Genomic DNA, 18,422 nt, shown 5'->3' with positions numbered 1-18,422 from the left:
CCCTCCTTCAAAACGTCGAAACCCCAGTTAGATCATTTAGATCCTAAATGATCTAACCGAAATTCCCTCTTAGACAGTTCCCGAATGTGCACAACATTTGACCGGAAAAAAATCTGTATCATATCCCATTATAGACGATAAAATGAAATATATACAGATGAATTAATTATACACGACGACGTTTTGGCGGACGGCATCCATTATGAGGTACTGGTGTAACATCTTTAATCGCTGTTACTTCAAGTCCTGCTGCTTGAAGAGCACGGATAGCTGCTTCACGACCAGCACCAGGGCCTTTAACTGTAACCTCTAATGTTTTTAAACCATTTTCCATACCTGTTTTAGCAGCTGTTTCAGCAGCCATTTGTGCAGCGAATGGAGTAGATTTACGAGATCCACGGAATCCAAGTGCACCAGCACTAGACCAAGAAATCGCATTACCTTGCATATCAGTGATCGTTACAATCGTATTGTTGAAAGTTGAACGAATGTGAGCGATACCTGACTCAATATTCTTTTTCACACGACGTTTACGAGTGTTTGTTTTACGAGCCATGTTGGATAACCTCCCTTACTTATTATTTCTTTTTGTTAGCTACTGTACGACGTGGACCTTTACGTGTACGAGCATTGTTTTTAGTATGTTGACCACGAACTGGTAAGCTACGACGGTGGCGAAGACCACGGTAAGAACCAATTTCGATTAGACGTTTGATATTTAGAGAAACTTCACGACGAAGATCTCCTTCTACTTTATATCCGTCAACAATTTCACGAATTTTATTTAATTCATCTTCTGTTAGATCGCGAACGCGAGTATCTTCAGAAACGCCAGCTTCAGCTAAGATTTTTTGAGCTGTTACTTTACCGATTCCGAAAACGTAAGTCATTGAGATAACTACGCGCTTATCACGAGGGATATCTACACCTGCAATACGTGCCATAAAAAAAGTGCACCTCCTTGAGAATTAGCCTTGTTTTTGTTTATGCTTTGGATTTTCACAAATAACCATTACTTTTCCTTTTCTGCGGATAACTTTACATTTTTCGCAGATTGGTTTGACTGATGGTCTTACTTTCATGTGTTATTACCTCCTTAGTAATACGGAGTGCATAGTTTATTTGAAACGATACGTGATTCTTCCACGAGTTAGATCATATGGTGATAGCTCAACAGTAACTTTATCACCAGGTAAAATACGAATGAAATGCATGCGAATTTTACCAGAAACATGAGCTAGCACTGTATGACCATTTTCTAATTCTACCTTGAACATTGCATTTGGTAAAGTCTCAATCACGGTACCTTCTACTTCAATTACATCGTCTTTCGCCATACAATTGCTCTCCTTTCTTTGCCCCAGCAACAAGGCAGTTATTCTAATGTAACAAAATTTACTAACCTGTTCTGAACATTCGGAGAAACGTAATCATCCAATACAAGGCAAACTACGTTTTCACGTACAGCTTTGCCATTTTTGTAACGAATCAGACAACATGGACTAACAATCTTGTTGACTATGACTACAACTGTCTAGGGTTAACGATAGAGACCTGTTCTATATTCAAAGCTTGGTCAGTATTTCATATCCATCCTCAACAATTGCGATAGTATGCTCAAAATGTGCACAGTACTTTTTGTCCTGTGTAACTACAGTCCAACCATCAGCCAATGTTTTCACATAACGGCTTCCAGCATTCACCATAGGTTCAATTGCAAGCACCATACCGGGTCTTAATCGAGGACCTTTGTTTGGGGGACCATAATGAGGGATCTGTGGATCTTCATGTAAGTCTTGCCCCACTCCATGCCCAACATATTCTCGAACAACAGATAAACCATGTTCTTCAACATATGTTTGAATAGCATGAGAAATATTTGATAAGCGATCACCAGGCATCGCTTTTTCTAATCCTTTGTAAAGAGACTCTTCAGTCACCTTTAACAACTTTTCTGCTTCCTCAGAAACAGAACCTACTGCATATGTCCAAGCTGAATCACCATGATACCCGTTATAATATGCACCGATATCAATGCTGATGATGTCTCCATCATTTAGCTTGCGGTCACCAGGAATACCGTGAACAAGTTCTTCGTTAACAGAAGCACATATGCTGCCTGTAAAACCATTATAACCTTTAAAAGAAGGTTCTGCATCATGCTGGCGAATAATCTTCTCTGCAATTCTATCCAATTCCTTAGTAGTAATACCAGGTTTGATATGTTTTTGCAGTTCCTGATGCGTTAACGCAACAATCCGTCCAGCTTCACGCATGATTTCAAGTTCACGTGGCGTTTTGCAAATAATCATTTGCTTGCGCCTCCGAGCAATGCACGAATGTCTTCAAAGACTTTAGTAATATCTTGGTCACCTTTAATGTTGCGCAAGTAGCCTTTTTGATTGTAAAAATCAAGAAGTGGCTGAGATTGCTTAACATTGACAGCGAGTCGGTTTGATACTGTTTCAGGATTGTCATCCTCACGTTGATAAAGATCTCCACCACATTTGTCGCAAGTACCCTCTTGACTTGGTGGATTGAACACTAGGTGGTAAGTTGCTCCACAATTTTTGCAAATACGACGACCTGTTAGACGTTCCATTAGAATATCCTGATCCACATCAATGTTAATTACATAGTCAAGTGGACGTTTTAATTCTTCTAGAATGTTTTCAAGAGCTTCAGCTTGCGCTACAGTTCTTGGAAACCCATCAAGTAAGAAGCCTTCTTTGCAATCGTCCTTAGCTAAACGCTCGCGTACAATACCGATTGTAACTTCATCAGGTACTAGCTCACCTTTATCCATGAACTGTTTTGCTTTTACTCCTAAGTCTGTTCCTTCTTTGATCGCTGCTCGGAACATATCTCCTGTTGAGATATGAGGGATGTTATAGTATTCGACCATTTGTTCAGCTTGTGTGCCTTTCCCAGCTCCAGGAAGACCCATTAATACTAAGTTCATTGACTTTCCCCCTCAGTCTCTTCTCTATATAAGAGTTTTACAACTCTTTTTATTTAATAAAGCCTTTGTAATGACGTTTAACGAGCTGACTTTCTAGTTGTTTCATTGTTTCAAGGGCAACCCCGACAATGATCAACAATCCAGTACCACCAATTTGAGCAGAAGAAGGTAAGTCAGCAAACTTAATAAACAGGGTTGGTAAAATCGCAATTATTGAAAGGAAAAGTGCACCAACTATTGTTAAGCGATACAACACCTTTGTAATAAATTCTTGCGTGTTCTTTCCTGGACGAATGCCTGGAATATAACCGCCTTGCTTTTGTAAGTTCTCTGCCACTTGTTCTGGGTTTACTTGAACAAAAGTGTAGAAGTAAGTAAATGCTACAATTAGGGCTACGTAAACGCTCATGCCAATAGGCTGTGTATAATCAAATGTTTTTTGAATCCATTCTGTTACATCATTTGAGCCGAAAAACGATGCAATCGTTGGTGGCGTAATGATAAATGAAACCGCAAAAATAACTGGAATAACACCCGCCGCGTTAACCTTTAACGGTAAATGCGTTGATTGTCCTCCCACTTGATTACGGCCAGCTAGACGTTTTGCATATTGAATCGGAATTTTACGAAGCGCTTGTTGGAAGAAGATAACTCCCACAATGATAGCCAATACGACTACTGCTAGTAATACCATTGTTGCAATACGCAAGAAAAGCTGATCGCCAACATCTTCAAATTGCTGCGCATAAATTTGGTTCAATGTATTTGGAATACCAGCTACCATACCTGCAAAAATGATAATAGAAACTCCATTACCAACGCCTTTTGCTGTGATCTGCTCACCAAGCCACATTAAAAAGGCTGTTCCTGCAGTCAAAATGATCGCAATAACAGCATATGTCATTGCTCCAGGGTTTTGAATGAGTTGGCCTTGAGCCATATTGTTAAAGCCGATGGACATCCCAACAGCTTGAACAAGACCTAAAACAATTGTTAAGTAACGAGTAAATTGAGCTAATTTACGACGTCCAACTTCACCTTGTTTTGACCACTCTGTAAACTTAGGAACAACATCCATCTGCAACAGCTGTACGATGATGGATGCTGTGATGTATGGCATAATACCCATTGCTAAAATAGAGAAATTTTGAAGTGCACCACCGCCAAATGTATTTAGTACTCCAAATACATTTAGCTGATCTTGCACTTTCAAAACATCAGTATTCACGTTCGGAACTGGAATGAAAGTTCCGAGTCGAAAAATTACAAGCATTAGCAAGGTGAAAAGAATTTTATTTCTAATTTCACCTACGCGCATCAAATTGGAGATTGTCTGAAACATTAAATCACCTCAGTTTTACCGCCTGCAGCTTCGATAGCCTCTTTTGCAGAAGCAGAAAATTTGTTAGCTTTAACAGTTAGCTTTTTGCTTACTTCGCCATTGCCAAGAATTTTCACGCCAGCTCTAACTTTGCTGATAACACCAGTTTCAAGAAGAAGTTCCGGAGTTACCTCTGTTCCATCTTCGAAACGATTTAATGTTTCAAGGTTAACAACCGTAAACTCTTTACGGTTAATGTTTGTGAAACCGCGTTTTGGTAAACGACGGTATAGTGGGTTCTGACCACCTTCAAAACCGATACGTACGCCACCGCCTGAACGAGCGCGTTGACCTTTGTGTCCACGTCCTGAAGTTTTTCCGTTACCACTAGCCATACCACGACCTACACGGTTACGTTCTTTACGAGAACCTTCTGCTGGTTTTAGCTCATGAAGTTTCATGGAGACACCTCCTTTTGATTACAATTCTATTATTGTTCTTTAACTGTAACAAGGTGAGCAACTTTGTTGATCATACCACGAATCGCTGCGTTGTCTTCGTGAACCACAGTTTGATGCATTTTACGAAGACCTAACGTTTTGACTGTTACACGTTGGTTTTCTGGGCGACCAATTACGCTGCGAGTGAGGGTAATCGCTAATTTGTTTGCCATTTTGTTTCCCTCCTTATCCTAACAGTTCTTCGACAGATTTGCCACGTAGCTTAGCTACTTCTTCAGCACGTTTTAGTTCACTTAAACCTTGGATTGTAGCACGAACCATGTTGATTGGTGTGTTAGATCCTAGAGATTTAGATAAGATATCACCTACACCTGCTAATTCAAGTACCGCACGGACTGGTCCACCTGCAATAACTCCAGTACCTTCAGATGCTGGTTTTAAGAAGATGCGACCTGCACCAAATTGGCCTAGAATTTCGTGAGGAATAGTTGTTCCTACTGTTGGAACAGTAATAAGGTTTTTCTTAGCATCTTCGATTGCTTTACGGATCGCATCTGGTACCTCTTGAGCTTTACCAGTACCGAAACCAACGTGACCATTTTTGTCACCAACAACTACTAATGCAGCAAAGCGGAAACGACGTCCACCTTTTACAACTTTCGCTACGCGGTTAACCGTAACCACACGCTCTTCAAGTTCTAATTTGCTTGGATCAATACGACGCATCATTTTCCCTCCTTTTACGGTTAAAATTGTAGTCCAGCTTCGCGAGCTGCGTCAGCTAGAGCTTTCACACGACCATGATATAGATATCCGCCACGATCAAAAACAACTTCTTTCACGCCTTTTTCAACTGCGCGTTTTGCAACTAGTTCACCGACTTTTGTAGCAGCGTCTACATTGCTACCAGCTTCAACAGATAAGTCTTTATCTAGAGTAGATGCGCTAGCAAGTGTTACTGCGTTTAAATCATCAATCACTTGTGCATAAATGTGTTGATTTGAACGATACACATTTAAACGTGGGCGAGTAGCTGTACCGAATAATTTTGAACGAACACGAGTATGTCTTTTCTTACGTACTTTATTCTTATCAGCTTTAGTGATCATCTTAGTCACTCCTTTCCTTTAACTAGAACGAACTGCATTATTACTTAGCAGTTTTACCTTCTTTACGACGTACATATTCGCCTTCGTAGCGAATTCCTTTACCTTTGTAAGGCTCAGGTGAACGAACCGCACGAATGTTAGCTGCTAAAGCACCAACGCGTTCTTTGCTAATACCTTTAACAATAACTTTAGTTTGAGATGGAACCTCAACTTCAAGTCCTTGCTCAGGCTCGATTTCAACTGGATGAGAGTAACCAACGTTAAGGATAAGTTTGTTACCAGACTTTTGAGCACGGTAACCTACCCCAACTAGTTCAAGACCTTTTTGGAAGCCGTTAGTAACACCCTCAACCATGTTACCTAAAAGGCTACGAGTTGTACCATGAAGGGCACGGTGTTCTTTGTGGTCACTTGGACGACTTACAGTAAGGATGTTGTCTTCCACGTTGATAGTGATGTCCGGGTTGAATGTATGAGTTAATTCACCTTTAGGACCTTTTACAGTTACAGTATTGTTGTTGTTTGTTACTGTAACACCAGACGGAATTTCTAAGACTTTTTTACCGACACGTGACATACGTTACACCTCCGATCGCTTTATAAATTAATTACCAAACGTATGCTAATACTTCTCCACCAGTTTGTTTTTGGCGAGCTTCTTTGTCGCTTAATACACCTTGTGAAGTAGAAACGATTGCAATACCTAGACCGTTTAGTACACGTGGTACTTCGTCAGCTTTTGCATAAACGCGAAGACCAGGTTTACTAATACGTTTAAGTCCTGTAATTACACGCTCGTTGTTTGAACCGTATTTTAAGAAGATACGGATGATACCTTGTTTGTTGTCCTCGATATATTCTACATCGCGAACGAAACCTTCACGTTTAAGAATTTCTGCAACTTGCTTCTTTAAGTTAGAAGCAGGTACTTCAAGTTTTTCATGACGAACCATGTTCGCGTTACGAATACGAGTTAGAAGATCTGCAATTGGATCAGTCATAACCATATTTTTTACCTCCTTCCCATGCTTGGGTTTTACCAGCTAGCTTTTTTAACACCAGGAATTTGACCTTTATAAGCAAGTTCACGGAAACAAATACGGCAAAGCTTAAATTTGCGGATTACAGAGTGTGGACGTCCGCAGCGCTCACAACGAGTGTACGCTTGAACTTCAAACTTCGGCTGACGCTTTTGTTTCGCAATCATTGATTTTTTAGCCACAATTTCGCCTCCTCTGCTTAACGTTGGCCAGAATTATTTCTGGAATGGCATTCCGAATTGAGTTAATAGCTCACGAGACTCTTCGTCTGTGTTTGCAGTTGTAACAATTACGATATCCATACCACGTACTTTGTTTACTTTATCATAATCAATCTCCGGGAAGATTAATTGTTCTTTAATACCTAGAGTGTAGTTTCCGCGACCATCAAATGATTTTTTAGAAACTCCACGGAAGTCACGTACACGAGGAAGAGATACAGAGATCAATTTATCAAAGAACTCATACATACGCTCTCCACGTAGTGTAACTTTTGCACCAATTGGCATACCTTCACGTAGACGGAAAGTAGCGATTGATTTCTTAGCACGAGTAACTAGTGGTTTTTGACCTGTAAGAGCTGTTAACTCTTCAACAGCGCTGTCTAATGCTTTAGCATTTTGTACAGCTTCACCAATTCCCATGTTTACTACGATCTTTTCAAGTTTAGGAACTTGCATTACAGATGTATAATTGAACTTCTCTACTAGAGAAGGAGTGATTTCTTTCTGAAATTTTTCTTTCAGGCGGTTCATCAATGAGTACCTCCTTTCACTGACTAATATTATTTATCTAAAGTTTCACCAGATTTTTTTGCTACACGTACCTTTTTGCCATCTTCAACTTTGTAACCAACACGTGTTGGTTCGCCAGTTTTAGGATCTAACAGCATTACGTTGGATACATGGATAGGTGCTTCCTGGCTGTTGATTCCACCTTGTGGATTTAATTGAGATGGTTTTGAATGTTTCTTAACGATATTCACACCTTCAACAATCACACGGTCTTTTTTAGGATAAGCAGTAAGAACTACGCCTTGTTTGCCTTTATCCTTACCAGAGATAACCACTACTTTGTCACCTTTTTTGACATGCATCTTTTCGCACCTCCTTAAGGACCATCATTTTATCATTTATTAAAGAACTTCTGGAGCAAGGGACACAATCTTCATGAAGCTGTTGTCACGTAGTTCACGTGCAACTGGTCCGAAGATACGAGTACCACGCGGGCTCTTATCGTCACGGATAATTACGCAAGCATTTTCGTCGAAACGGATGTATGAACCATCTTTACGACGAACACCACGTTTAGTACGAACTACTACAGCTTTAACGACATCACCTTTTTTAACAACGCCACCAGGTGTTGCTTGTTTCACCGTAACAACGATAACATCACCGATGTTAGCTGTTTTGCGACCAGATCCACCTAAAACTTTGATTGTTAAAACTTCACGAGCACCAGAGTTGTCAGCAACTTTTAAACGAGATTCTTGTTGAATCATCTAGTTTTACCTCCCTTCGGATCAATCCTCACTATCCGATCATTAGATAATTACAGCTTCTTCAACGACGTCAACTAGACGGAAACGTTTTGTAGCTGAAAGCGGACGAGTTTCCATAATACGCACGATATCGCCAGCTTTTGCTTGGTTATTTTCATCATGTGCTTTAAGTTTCTTAGAATACTTTACGCGTTTACCGTAAAGTGAATCAGTTTTGTAAGTTTCAACTAGAACTGTGATTGTTTTATCCATTTTGTCAGAAACAACACGTCCAGTGTAAACTTTACGTTGGTTACGTTCACTCATTCTGAAAGCCTCCCTTCAGACTTAATTATTTACTAGCAGCAATCTCTCTTGCACGGATTACAGTCTTCATACGAGCAATTGACTTACGTACTTCAGGAATACGTGCAGTATTTTCTAATTGTCCAGTCGCTAATTGAAAACGAAGGTTGAACAATTCTTCTTTTAAAGACTTAACTTTTTGTTCAATTTCAGCAGTGGTTAGATCACGGATTTCATTAACCTTCATTTGAGTCACCACCAATTTCTTCACGTTTTACAAACTTACATTTGATAGGTAGTTTGTGTGCAGCAAGACGAAGTGCTTCACGAGCAACCTCTTCACTTACACCTGCGATTTCAAACATAATCTTTCCAGGTTTTACAACTGCTACCCAGCCCTCTGGAGCACCTTTACCGGAACCCATGCGGACCTCTAGAGGTTTTGCAGTGTAAGGTTTAGAAGGGAAGATTTTAATCCATACTTTACCGCCACGCTTCATGTAACGAGTCATTGCGATACGAGCAGCTTCGATCTGACGGTTAGTAATCCAAGAATTTTCTAAAGCTTGTAAACCATATTCACCAAATGCAACTTCCGTACCACCTTTTGCACGACCTTTCATGCGACCACGATGTTCACGACGATATTTAACACGTTTTGGCAATAACATAATTATTTTCCTCCTTCCTTAGAGTTCTTCTTAGTAGGAAGGACCTCTCCACGATAAATCCATACTTTTACACCGATTTTACCGTAAGTTGTATCAGCTTCAGCTGTACCATAGTCAATATCAGCGCGAAGAGTATGAAGAGGAACTGTACCTTCACTGTAGTATTCAGCACGAGCAATGTCTGCTCCGCCTAAACGACCAGATGTCATTGTCTTGATCCCTTTAGCACCCGCACGCATAGTACGTTGGATAGCTTGCTTTTGAGCACGACGGAATGACACACGATTTTCAAGTTGACGAGCGATGTTTTCTGCTACAAGTTTAGCATCGATATCTGCTCTTTTCACTTCAAGGATGTTAATGTGTACACGTTTGCCTGTTAGTTGGTTAAGAGCTTTACGAAGTGCTTCAACTTCAGTACCACCCTTACCAATTACCATACCAGGTTTTGCAGTGTGGATCGTGATATTCAAACGGTTAGCAGCACGTTCGATTTCTACTTTAGAAACAGAAGCGTCACTTAAGCGTTTGCTGATGTATTCACGAACTTTTAAATCTTCATGTAATAAATTTGCGTAGTCTTTCTCAGCGTACCATTTTGACTCCCAGTCACGAATGACGCCGATACGCAAACCAATTGGATTCACTTTTTGACCCATCGATTATCCCTCCTTCTTTTCTGATACCACAACTGTGATGTGGCTAGTGCGTTTGTTGATTTGGCTTGCACGTCCCATAGCACGTGGGCGGAAACGTTTAAGTGTTGGACCTTCGTCTACGAACACTTCTGAAACAACTAAGTTGTTTGCATCCATTTCATAATTGTGTTCTGCATTTGCGATAGCAGAGTTTAATACTTTTTCCACAACTGGGGAAGCAGCTTTTGGCGTAAGTTTTAAAATCGCTACAGCTTCTCCTACTTGCTTTCCTCGAATTAAATCTACGACTAAGCGAACTTTACGAGGCGCAATACGAACTGTCTTTGCAACAGCTTTAGCTTGCATTTGAATGCCTCCTCTCTTAATTAGCGTCTTGTTTTCTTATCGTCATTACCATGGCCTTTATAAGTACGTGTTGGTGCAAATTCACCAAGCTTATGTCCTACCATGTCTTCAGTAACGTAAACAGGTACATGCTTACGACCGTCATATACAGCAATCGTATGACCCATGAATTGTGGGAAAATTGTTGAACGACGAGACCAAGTTTTAACAACTTGTTTCTTATCAGCTTCATTCAATTTTTCGATTTTGTTCATTAAATGATCATCCACAAAAGGTCCTTTTTTCAAACTGCGACCCATAAATGAACCTCCCTTCGTGATTGCCCTACGGTTCTTTTGAACCGTAGCTCAATCCCGTTATTTTTTACGACGACGAACGATGAATTTATCAGACTTGTTGTTCTTCTTACGAGTTTTGTAACCAAGAGTTGGTTTACCCCATGGTGACATTGGTGATTTACGTCCGATTGGTGCGCGACCTTCACCACCACCGTGTGGGTGATCGTTAGGGTTCATTACAGAACCACGAACAGTTGGGCGCTTACCTAACCAGCGAGAACGACCAGCTTTACCGATGTTGATAAGTTCATGTTGTTCGTTACCAACTTGACCGATTGTAGCACGGCAAGTAGCAAGAATCATGCGAACTTCACCAGAATTCAAACGAACAAGTACGTATTTACCTTCTTTACCAAGTACTTGAGCAGAAGTACCTGCAGAACGTACAAGCTGACCACCTTTACCAGGTTTAAGCTCGATGTTATGAATTACAGTACCTACTGGGATATTTTGAAGTGGTAATGCGTTACCTACTTTAATATCTGCTTCAGGTCCAGTCATAACTTCTGTACCTACTGTTAAGTTCTTAGGAGCAAGAATGTAACGTTTTTCACCATCTGCATAAACGATAAGTGCGATGTTAGCCGAACGGTTTGGATCATACTCGATAGTAGCAACGCGTCCTGGTATTCCATCTTTGTCACGTTTGAAGTCGATGATGCGGTATTGACGTTTGTGTCCACCACCTTGGTGACGAACTGTCAGTTTACCTTGGTTGTTACGTCCACCTTTTTTATTTAAAGGCGCAAGTAACGATTTCTCTGGCTTGTCAGTAGTGATCTCAGCGAAATCAGAACCTGACATGCCGCGACGACCATTTGTGGTTGGTTTAAACTTTTTAATCGCCATGTGAATTTCCCTCCTTCTTTATAAGACTTATGCTTCGAATAATTCGATTTCTTTGCTATCAGCTGTCAAAGTAACAACTGCTTTACGACGACGGTTAGTAAGACCTGTATAGCGACCTACGCGCTTAGACTTACCTTTATAGTTCATGATGTTCACTTTTTCAACTTTTACGTCGAAAATTTCTTCAACAGCATCTTTAACAGCTGTTTTGTTAGCACGAACATCTACTTCAAAAGTATATTTACGATCAGCCATTACGTCTGTTGAACGTTCAGTAATGACGGGGCGCTTAATAATATCACGAGAAGTTTTCATTATGCAAGCACCTCCTCTACTTTTTGAACCGCACCTTTAGTGAAGACAACTTTTTCTGCGCTAACTAGGTCTAGAACGTTTACGCTTGAAGCAGTAATAACGTTAACACCAGGGATGTTGCGAGCAGAAAGAGTAACGTTCTCGTTCACATCAGCTGTAACGATAAGCGTTTTGCTATCTACAGATAAGTTAGAAAGAACTGTTACCATGTCTTTAGTTTTTGGTGCTTGTAATGCTAAATCTTCTAATACTACAAAATCATTGCTTTGTACTTTAGAAGAAAGAGCAGATTTGATTGCTAGACGACGTACTTTTTTAGGTAACTTGTAGCTGTAGCTACGTGGAGTAGGACCAAATACAACCCCACCGCCTCTCCATTGTGGAGAACGGATTGATCCTTGACGAGCACGACCAGTACCTTTTTGACGCCATGGTTTACGGCCACCGCCTCTTACTTCAGAACGGTTTTTAACTTTATGAGTACCTTGACGAGTTGCAGAACGCTGCATTAAGATCGCGTCAAATAGTACACTTTCGTTTGGTTCGATTCCAAAAACGGCTTCGTTTAAGTCAATGTTACCTAAGTTTTCGCCGCCTTGGTTAAACAATGCTACTGTTGGCATTGGTTATTCCTCCTTTCCTAGAAGAGTGTTTTATTTTACTTTAACTCCGCTTTTCACTACTACTAGTGATTTTTTAGATCCAGGTACATTACCTTTTACTAAAAGAAGATTACGCTCTGTATCAACTTTCACGATTGATAAGTTTTGTACAGTAACGCGTTCGCCACCCATTTGTCCAGGTAATGCTTTACCTTTCATAACGCGGTTCGGATCAACTGGACCCATTGAACCTGGGCTACGGTGATAGTGGGAACCATGAGACATAGGTCCGCGAGATTGGTTATGACGCTTGATAGCACCTTGGAAACCTTTCCCTTTAGACGTACCTGTCACATCAATTACGTCACCTTCTGCAAAAATATCAACTTTGACTTCCTGACCAACTTCGTATTCCTCCACGTTCACGTCGCGAAGTTCACGAGTGTAGCGCTTAGGAGCAGTATTAGCTTTTTCGAAATGGCCTTTTTTAGGTTTGTTAGCTAGCTTTTCGCGTAGATCATCAAAACCTAATTGGATAGCTTCATATCCGTCAGTTTCTACAGTTCTCTTTTGAACTACTACGTTTGGAGCAGCTTCGATTACTGTTACTGGGATAAGCTCACCATTTTCAGCAAATACTTGTGTCATACCGATTTTCTTTCCTAAGATTCCTTTGGTCATTTGTCACACCTCCTGTAATTGTTGGGTTTTATTTATTAAAGTTTAATTTCAATATCCACACCTGATGGTAAGTCTAGACGCATTAGTGAATCAACTGTTTGTGGAGTTGGGTTCACGATATCGATTAGACGCTTGTGTGTACGCATCTCGAATTGCTCACGAGAATCTTTGTATTTGTGCACCGCACGTAAGATTGTGTAAACAGACTTCTCAGTTGGAAGTGGGATTGGACCTGATACATTAGCACCAGAACGCTTTGCAGTTTCAACAATCTTCTCAGCAGATTGATCTAAAATTCTGTGATCATAAGCTTTTAAACGAATACGAATCTTTTCTTTTGCCATTATTTTCCCTCCTTTTTCGCCTATTTTCATAAATAGACATTCTCCGTAGGAATTTCCTCACCACTCGCCGTGGCAAAGCGGCCGGGTGTGTCAGCAACCTCCTACATCATCGCATTGAAAGACCAACATTAGCTATTATATAGAAAAAACACCTGCATTGCAAGACTTTTTTTATATGTTTTCGGTCTCTTACACTTTTTCTATTATACATACGTTAGCCTATCAATTCAAGTAATGAAAGAAGAAATATAAAAGGAATTACCTGTAAAATTAGTTTTCTTCTATTTATATAGTAGAAACAAGGTATAAACATAAAAAAAAGACGAGCTCTAAAGCTCGTCTTTTTATATTATCGATTACTCGATGATTGTTGAAACAACGCCTGATCCAACAGTGCGTCCGCCTTCACGGATAGAGAAGCGAGTACCTTCTTCGATCGCGATTGTTGAGATAAGCTCAACAGTCATTTCAGTGTTGTCTCCAGGCATAACCATTTCTACGCCTTCTGGAAGAACAACGATACCAGTTACGTCAGTTGTACGGAAGTAGAACTGAGGACGGTAGTTAGAGAAGAATGGAGTATGACGTCCACCTTCGTCTTTAGAAAGAACATAAACTTCTGATTTGAACTTTTTGTGTGGAGTGATAGTACCTGGTTTAGCAAGTACTTGACCACGTTGGATATCTTCACGAGCAACCCCACGAAGAAGAGCACCAATGTTATCTCCAGCTTCAGCATAGTCAAGAAGCTTACGGAACATTTCTACACCTGTAACTGTAGTCTTTTTGTTTTCTTCTTGAAGACCGATGATTTCAACTTCGTCACCGACTTTAACTTGTCCACGCTCAACACGTCCAGTAGCAACTGTACCACGACCAGTGATTGAGAATACGTCCTCAACTGGCATCATGAATGGTTTGTCAGTGTCACGCTCTGGAGTTGGGATGTAGCTATCAACAGCATCCATAAGTTCGAAGATTTTAGCTTCGTAGTCAGCGTCTCCTTCAAGAGCTCTAAGAGCTGAACCTTTGATTACTGGTACATCGTCACCAGGGAAGTCGTATTCAGAAAGAAGGTCACGTACTTCCATTTCTACTAATTCAAGAAGCTCTTCGTCGTCTACCATGTCACATTTGTTTAAGAATACAACGATGTATGGTACACCTACGTTACGAGAAAGAAGGATATGCTCACGAGTTTGTGGCATTGGGCCATCAGCAGCAGATACTACTAGGATAGCTCCGTCCATTTGTGCAGCACCAGTGATCATGTTTTTAACATAGTCAGCATGTCCTGGGCAGTCAACGTGTGCATAGTGACGAGAATCAGTTTCATACTCAACGTGTGCAGTTGAGATTGTGATTCCACGTTCGCGCTCTTCTGGAGCACCGTCGATTTGATCGTATGCCATTGCAGTACCAGTACCAGATTTCTTATGAAGTACTGTAGAAATAGCAGCAGTTAGAGTTGTTTTACCATGGTCAACGTGACCAATTGTGCCGATATTAGCATGTGTTTTGGAACGGTCGAATTTTTCTTTACCCATTCTAAAATCCTCCTTAAGTATATAAGATCTATTTTTTCATATGGAATGCCGTGAAAGGGAGGATGCTCCACTTTCACAGCCTACATAAGTAGTTATACTTGAATAAAGCGTGAAAATCAATTATTCACCTTTATTTTTTTTGATGATTTCTTCAGCAAGTGATTTTGGAATCTCTTCGTAGTGATCGAAGTGCATTGTGTAAGTTCCGCGACCTTGAGTGTTTGAACGTAATGCAGTTGCATAACCAAACATCTCAGCAAGAGGTACGAATGCACGTACAACTTGAGCTGGTCCGCGAGCTTCCATACCTTCAACGCGTCCACGACGAGAAGTAACATCACCCATGATGTCTCCCATATATTCTTCAGGGATAACAACTTCAACCTTCATTAAAGGTTCAAGAATTACTGGACTACATTTTGAAGCAGCGTTTTTAAGTGCCATTGAAGCGGCAATTTTGAACGCCATTTCGTTTGAATCCACATCATGGTAAGAACCATCGTAAAGTTTTGCTTTAATGTCGATTAGAGGATATCCAGCAACAACACCGTTATCTAATGCGTCTTCAAGACCTGCTTGAACTGCTGGAATGTACTCACGAGGTACAACCCCACCGACAACTGCATTTTCAAATTCAAATCCAGCGCCTTCTTCGTTTGGTGAGAATTCGATCCAAACGTGACCATATTGACCACGACCACCAGACTGACGTACGAATTTTCCTTCTACTTGAGCAGAACTGCGGAAAGTTTCACGATAAGCTACTTGTGGAGCACCAACGTTAGCTTCTACTTTGAATTCACGTTTCATACGATCAACAAGAATATCAAGGTGAAGCTCACCCATACCAGAGATGATCGTTTGACCAGTCTCATTATCAGTACGAGTACGGAATGTTGGATCTTCCTCAGCAAGCTTAGCAAGAGCTGTACCCATTTTATCTTGGTCAGCTTTTGATTTAGGCTCGATAGCTACGTGGATAACTGGTTCTGGGAATTCCATAGACTCAAGAATAACAAGATTCTTTTCGTCACATAGAGTATCACCAGTTGACGTATCTTTAAGACCTACTGCACCAGCGATATCTCCAGCGTAAACTGTTGAGATTTCTTCACGGTGGTTTGCGTGCATTTGTAGGATACGACCTACACGCTCACGCTTATCTTTTGTTGAGTTCTTAACGTAAGAACCTGAGTTCAATGTTCCAGAGTATACGCGGAAGAAAGTTAGTTTTCCAACGTAAGGGTCTGTCATAACTTTGAACGCAAGCGCTGAGAATGGCGCCTCATCAGAAGATTCACGTGTTACTTCTTCTTCAGTACCAGGCACAGTACCTGTGATTGCTGGTACATCAGTTGGAGCTGGAAGGTAGTCGATTACTGCATCAAGCATTAATTGAACACCTTTGTTTTTGAAGGCAGAACCACAGATAACTGGGTAGAATTCAACGTCACAAGTTCCTTTACGGATTGCAGCTTTTAATTCATCAGTTGTTAGTTCTTCACCTTCTAGATACTTCATCATTAGCTCTTCGTCAAGATCTGCAACTGCTTCAACAAGGCTAGCACGATATTCATCAGCTTGCTCTTTGTATTCTTCAGGGATCTCACGGTCTTCAGTACGAGTACCTAGGTCATCTGCATAGAAATAAGCTTTCATTTCTACTAAGTCGATGATACCTTCGAATGCATCTTCAGCACCGATTGGAAGTTGGATAGGATGCGCATTTGCACCTAAACGATCTTTTAAAGTGCCTACAGAATATAGGAAGTCCGCACCTAGTTTATCCATTTTGTTAACGAATACTACACGTGGAACTCCATAAGTAGTAGCCTGACGCCAAACTGTTTCAGTTTGTGGCTCTACTCCAGATTGTGCATCAAGAACAGCTACCGCACCATCAAGTACACGAAGAGAACGTTCAACTTCAACAGTGAAGTCTACGTGTCCTGGAGTATCGATGATGTTTACACGGTTACCTTTCCATTGAGCTGTTGTCGCAGCAGAAGTGATCGTGATACCACGTTCTTGCTCCTGCTCCATCCAGTCCATTTGTGAAGCTCCTTCATGAGTTTCACCGATTTTGTGGATACGACCAGTGTAAAAAAGGATACGCTCGGTAGTTGTTGTTTTTCCGGCATCAATATGTGCCATGATACCAATATTACGAGTATTTTCTAAGGAGAACTCTCTTGCCATCTTGGTACTTCTCCTTCCTTTTTTTAAGAATGGTTTTTATAGTAGTAAAAATCTTACCAACGATAATGAGCAAATGCTTTGTTAGCTTCTGCCATTTTGTGTACATCTTCACGCTTCTTAACAGCAGCACCAGTGTTGTTAGCTGCATCTAAGATTTCGTTAGCTAAACGCTCTTCCATAGTTTTTTCACCACGAAGACGAGCATAGTTCACTAACCAGCGAAGACCTAAAGTTGTACGACGCTCTGGGCGAACCTCAACTGGTACTTGATAGTTAGAACCACCTACACGACGAGCTCTAACTTCTAGTACAGGCATGATGTTTTTAAGTGCTTCATCGAACACTTCCATAGCATCTTTACCTGAACGTTCTTTGATAAGGTCGAAAGAGTTATAAAGGATAGCTTCAGCTTTTCCTTTTTTACCGTCTAACATAACCTTATTGATTAAACGAGTTACAAGTTTAGAATTATAAATTGGATCTGGTAATACGTCACGTTTTGCAACAGGACCTTTACGAGGCATTATAGTTCCTCCTTTCACTGAGGTTTAGTTATAGTTAAATTATTTTTTAGGACGTTTAGTACCGTATTTAGAACGGCCTTGCATACGACCATCAACACCAGCTGTGTCAAGCGCACCACGAACGATGTGGTAACGTACCCCTGGTAAGTCTTTTACACGACCGCCACGGATTAACACTACGCTATGCTCTTGTAAGTTATGACCGATACCAGGAATGTAAGCAGTAACCTCGATACCGTTTGTTAAACGAACACGTGCATATTTACGAAGAGCCGAGTTCGGTTTCTTCGGTGTCATTGTACCTACACGAGTACAAACACCACGTTTTTGTGGTGAAGAAAGGTTAGTTTGAGCTTTTTTGAAGCTGTTGTAACCTTTGTTTAATGCTGGAGAATCTGATTTTTGAACTTTGTTAGTACGACCTTTACGTACTAATTGGTTAATTGTAGGCATTGTTTTTCCTCCTTTCATCTTTTTTCAAGCCCACTCATCCAGGTGGTTCATTTAAAAGTAAAAACAAAGTTCTTGAAATTTTCATTTCAAAAACGTTTCACTACATTATGGCAACAGATGCTGTTCCATCAATGGGGCCCACAAGTCTTCTTCACTTTTCACTGAGTTAACATAGAAAAGAGCGACATTGTTTCTAATTACTAACTTTAAAGA

General features: G+C 40.6%; 32 protein-coding genes. All 32 read right to left on the bottom strand.

The genetic code is table 11. The annotated features are described in order from the left end of the window. Window positions 1-166: 166 nt before the first annotated feature. Window positions 167-556 (bottom strand): 30S ribosomal protein S11, encoded by a 390-nt coding sequence (gene rpsK, locus BM012_RS23495; RefSeq protein ID WP_019394046.1) that lies wholly within the window; start codon window positions 554-556, stop codon window positions 167-169. 22 nt (window positions 557-578) lie between these two features. Beyond that, complete coding sequence (gene rpsM, locus BM012_RS23490) at window positions 579-944, bottom strand: 30S ribosomal protein S13 (RefSeq protein ID WP_019394047.1); 366 nt, start codon at window positions 942-944, stop codon at window positions 579-581. Window positions 945-968: 24 nt separating this feature from the next. After that, window positions 969-1,082 carry a 50S ribosomal protein L36 gene (rpmJ, locus tag BM012_RS23485; protein ID WP_003156543.1) on the bottom strand — a complete coding sequence of 38 codons (114 nt, stop codon included), beginning with the start codon at window positions 1,080-1,082 and terminating at the stop codon, window positions 969-971. 36 nt (window positions 1,083-1,118) lie between these two features. Then, window positions 1,119-1,337 carry a translation initiation factor IF-1 gene (gene infA / locus BM012_RS23480; protein WP_010191517.1) on the bottom strand — a complete coding sequence of 73 codons (219 nt, stop codon included), beginning with the start codon at window positions 1,335-1,337 and terminating at the stop codon, window positions 1,119-1,121. Window positions 1,338-1,565: 228 nt separating this feature from the next. Further along, window positions 1,566-2,312 (bottom strand): type I methionyl aminopeptidase, encoded by a 747-nt coding sequence (gene map, locus BM012_RS23475; protein ID WP_061802645.1) that lies wholly within the window; start codon window positions 2,310-2,312, stop codon window positions 1,566-1,568. Further along, window positions 2,309-2,962 carry an adenylate kinase gene (locus BM012_RS23470; RefSeq protein WP_061802644.1) on the bottom strand — a complete coding sequence of 218 codons (654 nt, stop codon included), beginning with the start codon at window positions 2,960-2,962 and terminating at the stop codon, window positions 2,309-2,311. The genes map and BM012_RS23470 overlap by 4 nt, the downstream gene beginning before the upstream one ends. 49 nt (window positions 2,963-3,011) lie before the next feature. Next, window positions 3,012-4,304, bottom strand: a complete 1,293-nt coding sequence (gene secY / locus BM012_RS23465) for a preprotein translocase subunit SecY (protein WP_061802643.1) — start codon at window positions 4,302-4,304, stop codon at window positions 3,012-3,014. Further along, entirely contained in the window at window positions 4,304-4,744 is a 441-nt protein-coding gene (gene rplO, locus BM012_RS23460) for a 50S ribosomal protein L15 (RefSeq protein WP_019394051.1), read from the bottom strand. Before rplO ends, secY begins: the two co-directional genes overlap by 1 nt. A 29-nt stretch (window positions 4,745-4,773) precedes the next feature. Then, window positions 4,774-4,956: a 50S ribosomal protein L30 gene (rpmD, locus tag BM012_RS23455; protein WP_019394052.1), complete on the bottom strand. Its 183-nt coding sequence runs from the start codon at window positions 4,954-4,956 to the stop codon at window positions 4,774-4,776. A 13-nt stretch (window positions 4,957-4,969) separates the two neighbouring features. Next, window positions 4,970-5,470, bottom strand: coding sequence for a 30S ribosomal protein S5 (rpsE, locus tag BM012_RS23450; RefSeq protein ID WP_019394053.1), 501 nt, complete (start codon window positions 5,468-5,470; stop codon window positions 4,970-4,972). A gap of 20 nt (window positions 5,471-5,490) precedes the next feature. Continuing rightward, window positions 5,491-5,853 (bottom strand): 50S ribosomal protein L18, encoded by a 363-nt coding sequence (gene rplR, locus BM012_RS23445; RefSeq protein WP_040056348.1) that lies wholly within the window; start codon window positions 5,851-5,853, stop codon window positions 5,491-5,493. 40 nt (window positions 5,854-5,893) lie between these two features. Further along, window positions 5,894-6,430 carry a 50S ribosomal protein L6 gene (gene rplF, locus BM012_RS23440; protein WP_061802642.1) on the bottom strand — a complete coding sequence of 179 codons (537 nt, stop codon included), beginning with the start codon at window positions 6,428-6,430 and terminating at the stop codon, window positions 5,894-5,896. Window positions 6,431-6,461: 31 nt separating this feature from the next. Continuing rightward, window positions 6,462-6,860 (bottom strand): 30S ribosomal protein S8, encoded by a 399-nt coding sequence (rpsH, locus tag BM012_RS23435; RefSeq protein WP_019394056.1) that lies wholly within the window; start codon window positions 6,858-6,860, stop codon window positions 6,462-6,464. A 29-nt stretch (window positions 6,861-6,889) separates the two neighbouring features. Further along, complete coding sequence (locus tag BM012_RS23430) at window positions 6,890-7,075, bottom strand: type Z 30S ribosomal protein S14 (RefSeq protein ID WP_019394057.1); 186 nt, start codon at window positions 7,073-7,075, stop codon at window positions 6,890-6,892. Window positions 7,076-7,108: 33 nt separating this feature from the next. Continuing rightward, window positions 7,109-7,648, bottom strand: a complete 540-nt coding sequence (gene rplE / locus BM012_RS23425; protein WP_019394058.1) for a 50S ribosomal protein L5 — start codon at window positions 7,646-7,648, stop codon at window positions 7,109-7,111. Window positions 7,649-7,677: 29 nt separating this feature from the next. Beyond that, window positions 7,678-7,989 carry a 50S ribosomal protein L24 gene (gene rplX, locus BM012_RS23420; protein WP_019394059.1) on the bottom strand — a complete coding sequence of 104 codons (312 nt, stop codon included), beginning with the start codon at window positions 7,987-7,989 and terminating at the stop codon, window positions 7,678-7,680. Window positions 7,990-8,028: 39 nt separating this feature from the next. Then, complete coding sequence (rplN, locus tag BM012_RS23415; protein WP_019394060.1) at window positions 8,029-8,397, bottom strand: 50S ribosomal protein L14; 369 nt, start codon at window positions 8,395-8,397, stop codon at window positions 8,029-8,031. A 42-nt stretch (window positions 8,398-8,439) separates the two neighbouring features. Continuing rightward, window positions 8,440-8,703: a 30S ribosomal protein S17 gene (gene rpsQ / locus BM012_RS23410; RefSeq protein WP_061802641.1), complete on the bottom strand. Its 264-nt coding sequence runs from the start codon at window positions 8,701-8,703 to the stop codon at window positions 8,440-8,442. Window positions 8,704-8,728: 25 nt separating this feature from the next. Next, a complete protein-coding gene (gene rpmC, locus BM012_RS23405) occupies window positions 8,729-8,929 on the bottom strand; it encodes a 50S ribosomal protein L29 (protein WP_019394062.1) in 201 nt (66 codons plus the stop codon). Then, window positions 8,919-9,353, bottom strand: a complete 435-nt coding sequence (gene rplP / locus BM012_RS23400; RefSeq protein WP_040056350.1) for a 50S ribosomal protein L16 — start codon at window positions 9,351-9,353, stop codon at window positions 8,919-8,921. Before rplP ends, rpmC begins: the two co-directional genes overlap by 11 nt. A gap of 2 nt (window positions 9,354-9,355) precedes the next feature. Then, window positions 9,356-10,012 carry a 30S ribosomal protein S3 gene (gene rpsC / locus BM012_RS23395; RefSeq protein WP_019394064.1) on the bottom strand — a complete coding sequence of 219 codons (657 nt, stop codon included), beginning with the start codon at window positions 10,010-10,012 and terminating at the stop codon, window positions 9,356-9,358. 3 nt (window positions 10,013-10,015) lie between these two features. Next, window positions 10,016-10,357, bottom strand: coding sequence for a 50S ribosomal protein L22 (gene rplV, locus BM012_RS23390; protein WP_019394065.1), 342 nt, complete (start codon window positions 10,355-10,357; stop codon window positions 10,016-10,018). 20 nt (window positions 10,358-10,377) lie between these two features. Then, a complete protein-coding gene (rpsS, locus tag BM012_RS23385; protein ID WP_019394066.1) occupies window positions 10,378-10,656 on the bottom strand; it encodes a 30S ribosomal protein S19 in 279 nt (92 codons plus the stop codon). A 57-nt stretch (window positions 10,657-10,713) separates the two neighbouring features. Beyond that, the gene (rplB, locus tag BM012_RS23380; protein ID WP_040056351.1) at window positions 10,714-11,544 is read right to left on the bottom strand and encodes a 50S ribosomal protein L2; all 831 of its coding nucleotides are present in this window, start codon (window positions 11,542-11,544) and stop codon (window positions 10,714-10,716) included. Between the two features lie 27 nt (window positions 11,545-11,571). Next, window positions 11,572-11,859 carry a 50S ribosomal protein L23 gene (gene rplW, locus BM012_RS23375; protein WP_019394068.1) on the bottom strand — a complete coding sequence of 96 codons (288 nt, stop codon included), beginning with the start codon at window positions 11,857-11,859 and terminating at the stop codon, window positions 11,572-11,574. Continuing rightward, entirely contained in the window at window positions 11,859-12,482 is a 624-nt protein-coding gene (gene rplD / locus BM012_RS23370) for a 50S ribosomal protein L4 (RefSeq protein WP_061802640.1), read from the bottom strand. Before rplD ends, rplW begins: the two co-directional genes overlap by 1 nt. A gap of 30 nt (window positions 12,483-12,512) precedes the next feature. Beyond that, window positions 12,513-13,142: a 50S ribosomal protein L3 gene (rplC, locus tag BM012_RS23365; protein WP_019394070.1), complete on the bottom strand. Its 630-nt coding sequence runs from the start codon at window positions 13,140-13,142 to the stop codon at window positions 12,513-12,515. 35 nt (window positions 13,143-13,177) lie between these two features. After that, window positions 13,178-13,486, bottom strand: coding sequence for a 30S ribosomal protein S10 (gene rpsJ, locus BM012_RS23360; RefSeq protein WP_019394071.1), 309 nt, complete (start codon window positions 13,484-13,486; stop codon window positions 13,178-13,180). A 356-nt stretch (window positions 13,487-13,842) separates the two neighbouring features. After that, window positions 13,843-15,033, bottom strand: coding sequence for an elongation factor Tu (gene tuf / locus BM012_RS23355; RefSeq protein WP_040056353.1), 1,191 nt, complete (start codon window positions 15,031-15,033; stop codon window positions 13,843-13,845). A gap of 120 nt (window positions 15,034-15,153) precedes the next feature. Further along, window positions 15,154-17,232 (bottom strand): elongation factor G, encoded by a 2,079-nt coding sequence (gene fusA, locus BM012_RS23350; RefSeq protein ID WP_061802639.1) that lies wholly within the window; start codon window positions 17,230-17,232, stop codon window positions 15,154-15,156. A gap of 53 nt (window positions 17,233-17,285) precedes the next feature. Then, window positions 17,286-17,756, bottom strand: a complete 471-nt coding sequence (gene rpsG / locus BM012_RS23345; RefSeq protein ID WP_019394074.1) for a 30S ribosomal protein S7 — start codon at window positions 17,754-17,756, stop codon at window positions 17,286-17,288. 39 nt (window positions 17,757-17,795) lie between these two features. Further along, window positions 17,796-18,209, bottom strand: a complete 414-nt coding sequence (gene rpsL, locus BM012_RS23340; protein WP_019394075.1) for a 30S ribosomal protein S12 — start codon at window positions 18,207-18,209, stop codon at window positions 17,796-17,798. Window positions 18,210-18,422 lie beyond the last annotated feature (213 nt).

The organism is Priestia endophytica DSM 13796, from assembly GCF_900115845.1.
GTDB lineage: Bacteria > Bacillota > Bacilli > Bacillales > Bacillaceae_H > Bacillus_I > Bacillus_I endophytica.
This window is presented reverse-complemented; position numbering and strand designations above follow the sequence as displayed.